Annotated in this window: 8 protein-coding genes; 2 read left to right on the forward strand and 6 right to left on the reverse strand. The window is 38.9% G+C overall.

Features of this window, described 5'->3' with window-relative positions; translation table 11 throughout:
- Window positions 1-2: 2 nt before the first annotated feature.
- From NU09_RS02030 to NU09_RS02050, 5 genes are read right to left on the reverse strand one after another with little or no spacing between them, the layout of a single operon-like run.
- Window positions 3-899, reverse strand: a complete 897-nt coding sequence (locus NU09_RS02030; protein WP_129749576.1) for a pirin family protein — start codon at window positions 897-899, stop codon at window positions 3-5.
- A 57-nt stretch (window positions 900-956) separates the two neighbouring features.
- The gene (locus tag NU09_RS02035; protein WP_129749577.1) at window positions 957-1,316 is read right to left on the reverse strand and encodes a hypothetical protein; all 360 of its coding nucleotides are present in this window, start codon (window positions 1,314-1,316) and stop codon (window positions 957-959) included.
- Complete coding sequence (locus tag NU09_RS02040) at window positions 1,316-1,942, reverse strand: alpha/beta hydrolase (protein WP_129749578.1); 627 nt, start codon at window positions 1,940-1,942, stop codon at window positions 1,316-1,318. Before NU09_RS02040 ends, NU09_RS02035 begins: the two co-directional genes overlap by 1 nt.
- 11 nt (window positions 1,943-1,953) lie before the next feature.
- Window positions 1,954-2,892, reverse strand: coding sequence for a ring-cleaving dioxygenase (locus NU09_RS02045; protein ID WP_129749579.1), 939 nt, complete (start codon window positions 2,890-2,892; stop codon window positions 1,954-1,956).
- A gap of 49 nt (window positions 2,893-2,941) precedes the next feature.
- The gene (locus NU09_RS02050) at window positions 2,942-3,283 is read right to left on the reverse strand and encodes a hypothetical protein (RefSeq protein ID WP_129749580.1); all 342 of its coding nucleotides are present in this window, start codon (window positions 3,281-3,283) and stop codon (window positions 2,942-2,944) included.
- A 447-nt stretch (window positions 3,284-3,730) separates the two neighbouring features.
- Between NU09_RS02050 and NU09_RS02055 the strand changes: the two genes are divergently transcribed.
- Entirely contained in the window at window positions 3,731-9,778 is a 6,048-nt protein-coding gene (locus NU09_RS02055; protein WP_129749581.1) for a choice-of-anchor L domain-containing protein, read from the forward strand.
- Between the two features lie 281 nt (window positions 9,779-10,059).
- Here the strand turns inward: NU09_RS02055 and NU09_RS02060 are convergent, their stop codons facing one another.
- Window positions 10,060-10,743, reverse strand: a complete 684-nt coding sequence (locus tag NU09_RS02060; protein WP_129749582.1) for a sterol desaturase family protein — start codon at window positions 10,741-10,743, stop codon at window positions 10,060-10,062.
- Between the two features lie 251 nt (window positions 10,744-10,994).
- On the opposite strand from NU09_RS02060, the gene NU09_RS02065 reads away from it, so the two are divergent.
- Entirely contained in the window at window positions 10,995-12,839 is a 1,845-nt protein-coding gene (locus tag NU09_RS02065) for a cytochrome-c peroxidase (RefSeq protein WP_129749583.1), read from the forward strand.
- Window positions 12,840-12,986 lie beyond the last annotated feature (147 nt).

The following is a 12,986-nucleotide window of genomic DNA, read 5'->3' on the forward strand; positions in this document are numbered from 1 at the left end:
GGTTATTGTTTTGGTTTAAAGTTTGTGTTTTGAGGTGGCAGAGGTACAAAGCCTGTTTCTCCAGGTACTTTAGGGAAGGTTTGATCCAGCCATCTCTGTTTGGCATCTTCAATAAGTTCGTAAGAAGTAGCTACAAAATTCCAGTAAATATGCCTTGGTTCAGGAAACGGTTCCCCGCCAAAAATATAAACCGTGCTGTTTTCGTTTATTGTGAATTCGCAAAGCGAGGCTTCTTTTGCTATAAGCAGTTGTTTGGGTTCAAAAACAGTACCGTCACTTTCTATGCTGCCTTCAAGAATATACAGGCCGCTTTCTCCATAAAGATCCTTGCCTATACTCAGTTTTTGTTTCGTTTTACTTTTTATTTCTATATAATACAGTTTGCTGTAAACCGGTACGGGTGACTTTTTACCGAAAGCTTCTCCTGCAATAAGTTTCATAGACACACCATCCTGTTCCCATGCAGGGAGCTCATCTTCTTCAATATGTACAAAAGAAGGTTCTGTTTGTTCAAACTCCTTAGGTAGAGCAACCCATATTTGCAGGCCGTGAAGCATTTTGTCTGAATGCCTTAAATAATCAGGCGTCCGTTCAGAATGTACAATGCCTTTACCTGCAGTCATCCAGTTTACCTGGCCGGGTTTTATTTCCACTTCGGTCCCTAAACTGTCCTTGTGCATAATATTGCCTTCAAAAAGGTAGGTTAGGGTAGACAGGCCTATATGCGGATGAGGACCTACATCCATATTTTCATTGTCTTTTAAAGCTACCGGACCCATATGGTCTATAAACGCGAACGGACCTACGGTTCTTTTATCTTTAAAAGGTAAGAGCCTTCCCACGAGAAAGTTACCTATGTCGCTGGGGCGCTCTTCTATAATTAAGTTGATGTTTGACATGGTGTAAAAAAATAAAGGTTTAAATTACAAATAATTAGGATACAAAAATCAACCCTCTTATAATAAAGTGATAAAAATAGATGAACGTATTTCTTTTGTAATGTTTCGGGTTTTATGTCCCTTGCCTTCAGTGTCTTCTACAAGGAGTATATCGCCGCCTTTAAAGTATCTTTTTTCTCCTAGCGAGGTTTCTATTTCAATAACACCATCCATAAGTATAATGTATTGCCTGGCAGGTGCATTATGAAAATCATAATCGTAAGAAGAAACAACTTTCCTGAAACTGATAGTTCCTGCTTTTTGAGCTTCAGAAAGAAAACCTATTTCACCACTATCCTTAAGAGGTACAGAGACAGTCTCAAAACGACTGTCTCCGTTGCTATCACTATATATACGTGTTATAGTGTAAGCTTCCATTATTTAAAGGATGTTACCAGCCATTGGGCTGTTAGTTTTATATCATCAGCCGTAAGGTTATGCCCGGTTGGTATATCATGATAGTCAACTGCAAAGCCAAGTCCTTTAAGGTTATTAAGATAGGTTTGCGTATCATTCGGATTTACCGTAGGATCAAGCCTTCCTGAGCTGAAAAATACAGGAACATTGTTGTCTGTTCCTACAGATTTAATTTCTCTAAACGGTTGCATAGGCCTGTATAAAATGACTCCGGCTAGAAAGTCAGGATATTTTATAAGTGTTGCCCCTGCAATATTAGCTCCGTTAGAGTAACCTAAAGCTATAAGCTTAGTGATGTCGAAACCTTCCTTATCGGCTATAGACTTTATAAAAGCAACCATTTCGTCGGTACGGAAATCAAGATCCTGTTCGTCAAATACTCCCATGCCTAAGCGTTTAAAAAAACGTGGCATGCCATGTTCGCTAACATTTCCCCTAAGGCTTAATATGTTGTATTCTTTACCAAAGTTTTCAGCTAATGGAATAAGGTCTCTTTCGTTACCACCGGTACCATGCAGTAGTAGTAAAGTATAAGCTGCTGCATTTTCTGATGGTAGGTATATATATTTTAAAGGTTCAAAGTTCATTTTAAAAAGTATTAGTTAATAGGTGCTAAATAAGCCTCAAGTTCGCTTCTTCTTGATTCATACTGTTCTGGTAGTTTAAGTCCTTTACCTAAATCTTCAAGACTTTCGTCTACCATAAATCCAGGGTTGTCTGTAGCTATTTCAAACAATACTCCTCCCGGTTCCCTGAAGTATAAAGAGTGGAAGTAATTACGGTCTATTTGCGGAGTAATATTTAATCCTGCTGCCACCACTTTTTCTCTCATTTTCATTAAGGTTTCATCATCTTTAACCCTAAAGGCTACGTGGTGTACAGTTCCGTTTGCCACATGACCACGCTTTTCATCTTTAAGCTCTACAATATCTACTATTGCCGCATTTTCTACTGCATCGGTAGCAAAACGGTAACGGTTAACATCCTGAGATATTAATTTGTAACCAAATACTTCGGTCAATACAGTAGCAGTACCGGCAATATTGTTTAAAGTAAGAGTAACATTATGAAAACCTCTGGTAGCAATATCGGCCTTTACTTCATCGGTTTCCCAGGGTTTTCTGTTATCCGGAGTTTCAGACTCTATCAGTTCCAGTTTCAACCCATCAGGATCAAGGAATGTTAAGTATCTTTCTCCAAACCTTTCGGCCGGTTTATTATAAATAACATTGTATTTGTCAAATCGCTCCACCCATTTTTCAAGACTTCCTTTTGGTACTGAATAACCTATTTCAGTAGCCATTCCGGAGCCTCTTCTTCCTTGAGGTATACCTTCGCCCCACGGGAAGAAAGTAAGTATGGTTCCTGCACTGCCTATTTCGTCACCAAAATAAAAGTGATAGGTGCCGGGGTCGTCAAAGTTTACGGTTTTTTTAATGAAACGTAAGCCTAATATTTTAGAGTAGAAGTCAAAATTACGTTTGGCGTCACCTGCTATTGCAGTAATATGGTGTAAGCCTAAAATTCTATTTTCCATGATATATGTTTTTAAAATTGTTTATGTAAAATTACTGTTGGTTTAAAAGTTATGCATTGAACTGGGACAAGAAGTTGATTATTTCGGACTTATTATATAAAGCGGCATATATCTCATTATAAAGCAATCCACTGCCACCTCCATAATGCTGTATAATCTTAACTCTAGGGTTGTGCGCTGCAAAGGCTGTTCTTAAAGAAATCTCATCTTCCTCGCTAATACCGCACCCTAATAGTACAAGACTTATTCTTAATCCCTTAAAGAGTGCTTTGGCTTCCTCGTCATTGGTAGTGCCTAATCCGTTCCAGCTTTCATTTTTGTTTATAAGCCTTACAACGGTCTCCATAATTTCAGGATGCCTGCCTATGTATAAAATGTTTATCGCTTCCATTGTATTGCATCTTAAAGTTTACAGTACAAAGTTCCGCTAATCAAATGTTCTGTGCATTGAACTGGGACAAGAAAAGAGAAAGGGTTAATAGATATGCTTTTTTAGCGCTTTTCGTGATTTTAAAAACCCTTATGTAACAGTATTGTATACACAAAGTGTTGACAAAGGCGTAACAACTGGTTTTACAAAAACTATAAGATACATAAGCTTTTAATCTGCTGTGTTAATTTTTTATGTGAAATAAATGTTTGATTTTAACTATGAAACAAATAACAGTACTTTTCATGTCAACACACATGTCAACGCTTTGTTTAATATAATATATCACTCAGAGCGTAAATTTACCATAACACAGCCCCCAAAAATTAATGTGTTTAGGTTTTCCTTACTACAACCTGTTTTTCTTGAAAACTACTTACTACTAACTATTATACTTTTAAAAACGCTATGAGAAAAATTACTTTAATAATTTTTACGATCCTTTATTCCTTTTTGGGTTACAGCCAATTGACCGAAGAAGGTTTTGAAGGAGCCTGGCCACCCACAGGGTGGACAATTGAAGATAATGGAAACGGACTTTTAAAAACCTGGCAACAGTCAATGCCGGGAAGTTTTTTTGACTTTCCTTATGAGGGAAGCTATGCCGCTTTTATGGATAGGGAAGATGCACCCGCGGGAGTAACTCCCCAGGACTGGCTAATAACTCCTCAGTTTAATGTGCCCGATAACCCATTGTTGAAGTTTTACTCACGCCTTACTATAGGTGGAGACCAGGGAGGGGTATACCGTATTATGGTATCTTCAGATCCTGATCCGTCAAACCTTGCCGCTTATGAAGAGGTGATGGTATGGACAGAAGAAGAAATTAACCCTGACCAAATAGAGTATACTCTTATAAATGTAAACCTACCGGCTACACTTACAGGTACAAATGTTTATCTGGCTTTTGTTATGGAAGCTGATAATGCAGACAGATGGCTTATAGATAATGTGAGTGTTTTAGAAGAATGTATAATTCCGCAAAACCTTAACGCCCTTAATATATCTCTTGACTCGGCAGATTTAACATGGGATGATTTTAATACTAATGCTGAATGGGAAATAGAATTACTGGAAGGAGCAGGAACAACAACCGGTTCAGGAGAGGTTTATAATGGTTCATTGCCTTATTCGGTAAGCGATTTAAATCCGGGAACAGAATATAAGTTTTATGTTAGGGCATTGTGTGATACAGGAGAGGAGAGCGATTGGACAGACCCGTTTTATTTTAATACGATTGCTCAGGGTGATAGCTGTGATGCACCTATTGTAGCAGCATCATTACCTTATTCTGATTCAGGCAATACGGCAGATCATGCTAATATGTACAGTGGTGCACCGGGAACGGGGTGTGGTACCCTGTTTTGGGAAGAATACCTTATGGGTAACGATGTGGTGTACCAATATACAGCCGACTTTACCGGAGAGATAACAGTAAATTTAACAGAGGCATCAAATTTTTCGGGTGTGTTTGTTTATCAGGACTGTGCCTCAATAGGGGCTGAATGTTTAGCAGGTGCTACAACAGGTTTTGAATCAATATCTGCAAGTATTCCCTCAATAGCAGTTACAAACGGAGAAGATTACTATATAGTAATATCCAGTAGTTCATCTTTTGTTACACCTTACACCATAGCAATCCAGCAGGTAAATTGCGACCCGCCTGTTGGTTTGCCAACGGTTTCGGATATGACATCTGTAGAACTATCGTGGAGTACTCCTACCGCAGCTACTTCCTGGGAGGTGGTGATTCAGTCACCTGGTAGTGGCCTCCCAACAGGAAGTGGTGAAACAGCTACTGTTAACACCAATTATTTGGTAGAAGATTTAAGTGCAGGTACTCTTTATGAATATTATGTTAGGGCCGATTGTGGAGATGATACATTTAGTGCCTGGGCTGGTCCTTATGTTTTTAATACATTAATTTGTGAAGCTTCTGAACAATGTAACTATACTTTTACCCTTACTGATATTGCAGGTAACGGATGGGACGGTAATACAATGAATGTTTCGCAAAACGGAGTAACTATAGCTGTACTTGGTGAAACATTTGACTGGGGTTCTACAGCAGAAGTCACTGTTCCTATGTGTCATGGTATACCTGTACAGTTATACTGGGATGGCGGAGGTTTTAATGAAAATGAGGTGGGAGTAACAGTTCATAATTCGTTTGGGCAAATTGTATATCAAAAAGCTCCGGGAGAGGAAGGGCAAAACACATTGCTATATGAAGGAGATGTAGATTGTAATACCATTTCATGCCTGGCACCATTTACGGTTACTTTAGATAGTGCTACACTCAATTCGGTTACATTATCATGGGATGGTGATGCTACTGGAGACTGGGAGTATTACATTGTTGAAGAAGGAGGTGCTGCTCCGGATGGGGCTACAGCGGGGCTTCCTGCTACTACTAATCCGTTTACTGTGGAGGGACTTGATCCTGCTACCAACTACGATTTTTACATACGCATGGTGTGTGACGGAACTGCTACGCCAACCAGTACTTGGGGAGGGCCCCATTTGGTTAGTACGGTAGTATGTCCGCCGGAAAACCAGTGTGAGTATACTTTTATAATGACAAGCGGTTTTGGTAATGGTTATTTGGGTAATACCATGACCATAACCCAGGGAGGTATATTTGTTACAACTATCGGGTCAACCTTTACAGAAGGAGATTCGCAAACAATTACAGTTCCTTTATGTAGCGGTCAGCCGTTTGAAGTATATTGGAACAGTGGTGCTACATTTGAAATAGGGCTCGAAATCATCAATCCTTTCGAACAGACATTATTTAGCCTTACAAATGGAGAGGATGTACCAAGTACTATTGTGTATACAGGAGACGTGGATTGTGATAATCCTGCCTGTATACCGCCGGCTGACCTTACCGCTACTAATGCAACCTTAAATACTATAGATTTAGGTTGGGAGGGAGCGCCAACAGGTAATTGGGAATATTATATTACAGAGGCAGGGAATGCTGCACCGCAACCAGAAACCGAAGGAGAAGGCACTACTACAAATCCGGTTACGGCATCTGGGCTTACAGCCGCAACAAATTATGATTATTATGTAAGGATTATTTGTGAAGGCGGAGTGCCTGGCGAATGGGCAGGTCCGTTTGCCTTTAACACAACTGTTTGTGAGCTATCAGAGCAGTGTGTTTATAAATTTGAGCTTACCAGTGCTTTAGGCTGGGGTTGGGAAAATACGACAATGACCGTTTATCAGGCGGGTGTACCTATTGCAACATTGGGTCCGGGGTTTGAGTTTGGCAGTTCTTATAACGTAGAAATACCTTTATGCTCTGATGCAGAGATAGAAGTATTTTGGAATACCGATGGCTGGGGTAACCCTGCCGATAAAGGGTTGGTAATTTATACTCCTTATATGGAGACATTTTTTGAAATGGAGCCGGGAGAAGGTGAACAGGGTACTACAATTTTTACAGGTATTCCTAACTGTGATGCTCCACCTTGTCCTAAACCGCAGGAGCTAACGGTCACCGATATAACTTTTACGGATGCTACAGTAAGCTGGGCAGAAATGGGTACTGCTGAAAACTGGGAAGTTGCCATACTGCCTTCAGGTTCGCCAGAGCCTGCTTCAGGTACTCCGGTAACAGAAACATCTTATACAACAAGCGATCTTTCTTCAGGGACTGCCTATGTTTTCTATGTAAGGGCAGTATGTGGAGGTGAAAATGGCAACAGTACATGGTCAGGGCCATTTATCTTTATCACACCAATAGAAAATGATAATTGTGGTACGGCTACGGTAGCTCCGGTAAATCCGGGAATTGAATGTGTTGAATCAGTTTCAGGAGTTATGAACGGTGCTACGGCTTCGGGCATTACTTCAAACTGTACATGGACAACACCATTGGCAGATATATGGTTCCAGTTCACGGCTATTAACGAAGTACAAAGCATAAGCCTTAGCAATCATACAGGAGAGGTAATGCCTTTTCATGCAGTATTTAAAGGTGATTGTGATGGCTTAACTGAAATAGCTTGTAACTATGAGTCTTACGGAAGTACGCTTACCGGACTGACAATAGGTGAAACGTATTGGGTTCAGGTATATGTAGACGGAGGTTCTCCGGAACTTAACTCTATTGTTAGTTTTGATTTTTGTGTTTACACACCAATTGGAAACTCAATTATAATAGATCAGGAAGAATATATGGTGGATGAAATAGTAAATGATATTTTAATACGATCAGAATGTGGGCAGGTAAGTAACATTACCTGGAGTACCGGAATTGATAACGGAGCCGTATCTAATGGTATTGCTTACTTTAATCAGGGCGCAACAGATTTTCCTTTAAAAGAAGGTGTTCTTCTTACAACAGGTAGGGCCGATCAGGCAACAGGGCCTAATAATACTTCTATGGGTAATGGCCCACTTGGAGAAGGCGACTGGTGGCCGGGTGATGATCAGCTTTTTGATTACGTTCAGGAATCAGGAATCAACCCATTCCTTATGAGTCTTAATCAGGCTTCTATATTGGAATTTGACTTTGTACCTGTAACCAATCATATTAAGTTCCCTTTTGTGTTCGCTTCAGAAGAATATAACGGAACAGGGCAGTGTTTTTTCTCGGATGCGTTTGGTTTCTTCCTTACAGATCCTGATGGGAACGTTACAAACCTTGGTGTAATACCGGGAACAACAATACCTGTAACTTCTAAAACCATAAGGGATGAGGCTTATGTAGATCCGTTTTACGAATTCCCTTGTGAGTCGCAGTATCCGGAATTATTTGATAAGTATTATGGTCCTTATAATGGTTTGGATCCTATGACTGCGCCAACAAACTTTAACGGACATACCGTTGTTATGTATGCCGAAGCCGATGTGGTACCAGGGCAAACCTATCATATAAAAATGGTAGTTGCAGACGATCTTGATACGGGTAATGATACCGGAATATTTATTGGTGAGTTTGATTTAGGCAATGTTGATATAGGTGAAGATTTAACTATTGAGGGAGGTAGCGCGCTTTGTGCCGGAACCGAATATACTATTGATAGTGGACTTGATGAAACTTTATATACCATAATCTGGTATCAGGATGGAGAGGTAATTGAGGGTGAAACAGGAGCAAGCCTTACGGTAACCGAATCAGGGGAATATACTATTGAGGTTATTTATATGGATACCACCTGTGGAGGGTCTGATTCCGTAATCATAGAGTATTTTGATCCGATAGAAGATGTTACAAGTACCCCTGTAGATTTGATTGTTTGTACAGAAGGGGATACTGCCCAGTTTGACTTCACTCAAAATACTGAGCTTATTCTGGCAGGCCAGAATTCTGAAGATTTTACAATAACCTATCACGAATCTCAGGAAAATGCTGATAATAATGAAGCAGCTTTAGAATCTCCTTATACAAATACATCTAACCCTCAGGCTATATATGCAAGGGTGCAGGTAACAGGAGGTGAGTGTTATGTGGTTTATAGTTTTAACTTAATCGTAAGTCCACAGTATACTGCCGATGTACTTGAAGATGTAACTGAATGTAATTCTTATATTTTACAACAGTTAAGTGAAAACAATAATTATTATACAGGTAGCGAAGGTACAGGAGAGATGCTTACTGCCGGTACTGAAATAACCGTTACACAGCTTATTTATATCTACGCACAATCAACAACCCAGCCGGGATGTGGAGATGAAAGCAGCTTTACAGTTAACATAAATCCTACACCATCTTTTAGTATAGGTGATATCTATGAGGTTTGTGATCCTTCTTTTGCATTAATTGAAGTGATGCCGGAGAATTTTGATTTGGCTGAAGCTATTTACGAATGGACTTATGAGGGAGATATTTTAGCAGAAACCAACCCAATACTGCAGGCAGATGATTTTGGAACCTATAGTGTTACGGTAAGTTTGGGAGACTGTTCTTTTACACAAACCACAACAGTTATTGAAGATACCGATGCGGTTGCTTTTGAAATAGATCATGGCTGCGAGGGCACGGTTTATATGATACATGTAGTACCTGTTGACGATTCTTTTGATCCTTCCACGGCAGATATAAGCTGGACTGGTCCGGACGGATTCAATACATCTCAGCCTTCCTCAGAAATTACAGAAGAAGGGGTTTATACAGTAACCATCGTTACTCCAGAGGGTTGTTCTGTACAGGGTTCAGTAGAAATTAGCGGCACGGGCTGTCTTATTCCAAGAGGTATATCACCTAATAACGACGGTATGAATGATAATTTTGACCTGGAAGGACTTAATGTAACCAATCTTATAATATTTAACCGCTACGGAAAAGAAGTTTACAGTTTTAGTGGTAATTATACCAACGAATGGTCCGGACAGGGTAATAATGGTAATGATTTACCTACTGGAACGTACTTCTATTCTATAGAGCGTAGAGGAGGCGAGAGCAAAACCGGATGGGTATATATAAACCGTCAGGATAATTAATAAGGATCTACACACTTCCACTTCATAGATTAATAGTTATTTTTGATTACGCTGCTGCCCCTGTTTACAGGGGCAGTAGTTTTTTATGAAATTTTATGATAATCTTATACTTATAGTATGTTGTAAAATGTAAATTTGTAGTAGCAGTTTGTTAAATTACAAAACGCTATGAAAAAGATTGTTTTTAAAAAAACATATTGCCTGTTGAAGTAGAAGTGTGATTCAGGCATAAAAGTAAAAAGGCAGCCACATGGCTGCCTTTACTTATTTGTTGTATTTTTTTATTTGTTATCGTCTATAAATTCACCTGATTTTGTGTTTTCCTGATTTATAAGATTAGGCATTGTCCCAAAAATATAATCCCATAGGGGTGATGATACACCAAAAGCCCTGTCAGGCTGTCTGTAATGATGTACAGCGTGGTGATGCCATAAGGTTTTCAGGAAATTATTCGGTACCGTAAAAATATGAACACTGTAGTGAATACAAAGGTAAATAGTATACCCCATTAGGAATCCTGCAAGGAAACCAAAAACAAAATCCCCCATAATAGCGCGGTACAGTATAAAGAAGAAAGTAGCAAGTATTAAAGCGATAATTGGCGGCATTGCCAGTCTTTGCTTGTCTTTTGGGTAATCGTGGTGTACCCCGTGTACTTTATAGCTAAACGTATCAGTTTCGTCCTGATGCTCATGGGGTTTGATATGGTACAGGTAACGGTGAACTATATACTCGATAAACGTAAATACAAACATTCCTGCAAAAAACAGAAGGATGAGTTGCGGAGTTGTAAACCCTTTTTCTATTATACCATAATAAATTAAAGCAACAGAAATAACCGTAAAAATAGATAAAGGCAGTGCAATATGTGTTTTAGTAAGTTTTTCTAACAAAGGGTTTTTAAATAGTATTGCGCTTCCTTTATGTTTCGGTCTGTGGCGTTTGGTGTGGGTTGTGTCAGGCATGGCTGTGTGATTTTTAGAATTGATTTGATTGAGATTGAGTAATTTTTTTGATAGTACAATTTACTAAAATTATTAATTGAAACTGAAGTGTAAACTTAAAAAATAGTACCGTTTTTTAAACAATCATCTGTGCAAAACTACAGCAAATGCTATGGTTGAAGTGTTATGCTTAGCTTAATCATTTCTTAATGCGGGGTTAATGTGTGCCATACAGTAGCTAAGTAAGTTTGCCTTTTGATACTATTACAATTATGTCAGCATATTATAAAAAAACTGTTTTAGCCCTGGTAATAGCTTTTTTTGCCTTGGTTTTTATTTCCTTTAAGGGCAAAACTTCCTCTACGCCGCCAAAGGTAATAACCAATTATTTTTCAGACTTCAGCAACGCACTGGAACTACTGGATAATACGGCAAACAGTTACAGGCAGGGTAAAGTTAGCCTTGATTCACTTCAGCATACTTTAAAAGATACCAGACTTTCTTATAAAAAAGTTGAATTCTTTTTGGCTTTTTATTATGCAGAGTATGTAAACAGCCATATAAACGGTGCGCCGCTTATGCAGATAGAAAAAGAAGGTACAAGGCCAAAGGTGGTAAGTCCGGAAGGGTTACAGGTTCTTGATGAGTTGGTTTTTTCTGATGAGGCAGATAAGGAAAAGTCAAGAATTGCTGCGGTAGCTAAAAACGTTAAGAGCAAATATGGGGTACTGTATAATAGCCTTAGCAGTCAGGAATTCAAAAATCAGTATAACTTAACTGCTATGAGGCTGCAGTTAGTTAGAATTTTTAGCATGGGAGTTACAGGTTTTGATACTCCGGGTTCTTTAAACGGAATAGAGGAGTCCAGAGCCTCGTTTGAAGGAATGCTGGCATTCTTTACGGAGAATAACAATCAGGGCAATACAGCCGATAAAAACAAGGTAATAGAGTTGTTTAAAGGAGGGTTGGCTTATTTAAACAGTTCTATATCATTTGAAGATTTTGATAGGCTTACTTTTTTAAAAATCTATATAGACCCGTTATATAAAAAACTTGGAGAGATACAGGGGAACGGTATTCCTGAGTATTTGAAACAAACTTCAGGATGGAATCCTGAAAGCACATCCATATTTGCAGCCGATTTTTTGAATCCGTATTATTTTACAGAGCTTAATAAGGAAGATGATAGCGAAGCCCTGAGAAATTTAGGGAAGTCGTTGTTTTATGACCCTGTTTTGAGTAGCGATGGTTCGCTAAGCTGTGCATCATGTCATAACCCTGAAAAAGGTTTTACGGATGGTGTTCCTAAATCGTTAAGCAGTGTACAGGGTAAAACCGTGCTTAGAAATGCGCCTACACTTTTAAATGCTGTTTATGCCGACAGGTATTTTTATGACCTGAGAGCTTTTAGTCTTGAGCAGCAGGCAGAACACGTAATATTTAATCATGACGAATTTAATACGGCTTACAGTGATATACTTAAAAAGCTGGAAAATGATAATAAGTATGCCGATCTGTTTAAAAAAGTATTCGGTAAAAATGCTGTTAACAGGGAGAATTTCTCTAAGGCACTTGTGTCTTATGTACTTTCATTAAAATCGTTTGACAGTCCTTTTGATAAATACGTAAGAGGAGAGCTGGCAGATATTTCTGCTGAGGTAAAAAGAGGGTTTAATTTATTTACAGGTAAGGCTAATTGTGCTACCTGCCACTTTGCGCCAACCTTTAGTGGACTTGTACCGCCTTTTTATAACGAGAATGAAAGTGAGATACTAGGAGTTTTGGTTACTCCGGATAATAAATCACCGCAACTTGACAGTGATTTAGGCAGGATAAACAATCAGGTACTTACAGAGTATGCCTGGATTTATGAAAGATCGTTTAAAACCACTACTATAAGAAACGTGCAGCTCACACCGCCATATTTTCATAATGGAGCTTACAGTACCCTCGAAGAAGTTATCGATTTTTATGATAACGGTGGGGGTGAAGGTTTGGGGCTTTCGGTAACTAACCAAACACTTGGGTCTGATGCTCTGGGTCTTACAGAGCAGGAAAAGAAAGACCTTATCGCTTTTTTAAAATCTCTTACTGATATATCTGCTATAGAAAAATAATCTGAAGATTTACATTGAGTAAACATAGGGAGAAATTTTGCTTTTATATTTAATTGTTTTTTAAAACGGGTAACATTAGTTTAAATAAACCTTAAAGGTGACTTCAGGCTAAGGAAACATGCAGAAGGTAGTTTTGCCATGTAAAAA

This window comes from Flavobacterium beibuense, assembly GCF_004151245.1.
Taxonomy (GTDB): Bacteria; Bacteroidota; Bacteroidia; order Flavobacteriales; family Flavobacteriaceae; genus Flavobacterium; species Flavobacterium beibuense_A.

What these genes read in the sequence shown, in the direction of transcription:
- NU09_RS02030 (WP_129749576.1), bottom strand. Translation starts at nt 899, where the DNA reads ATGTCAAACATCAACTTAATTATAGAAGAGCGCCCCAGCGACATAGGT.
- NU09_RS02035 (WP_129749577.1), bottom strand. Translation starts at nt 1,316, where the DNA reads ATGGAAGCTTACACTATAACACGTATATATAGTGATAGCAACGGAGAC.
- NU09_RS02040 (WP_129749578.1), bottom strand. Translation starts at nt 1,942, where the DNA reads ATGAACTTTGAACCTTTAAAATATATATACCTACCATCAGAAAATGCA.
- NU09_RS02045 (WP_129749579.1), bottom strand. Translation starts at nt 2,892, where the DNA reads ATGGAAAATAGAATTTTAGGCTTACACCATATTACTGCAATAGCAGGT.
- NU09_RS02050 (WP_129749580.1), bottom strand. Translation starts at nt 3,283, where the DNA reads ATGGAAGCGATAAACATTTTATACATAGGCAGGCATCCTGAAATTATG.
- NU09_RS02055 (WP_129749581.1), top strand. Translation starts at nt 3,731, where the DNA reads ATGAGAAAAATTACTTTAATAATTTTTACGATCCTTTATTCCTTTTTG.
- NU09_RS02060 (WP_129749582.1), bottom strand. Translation starts at nt 10,743, where the DNA reads ATGCCTGACACAACCCACACCAAACGCCACAGACCGAAACATAAAGGA.
- NU09_RS02065 (WP_129749583.1), top strand. Translation starts at nt 10,995, where the DNA reads ATGTCAGCATATTATAAAAAAACTGTTTTAGCCCTGGTAATAGCTTTT.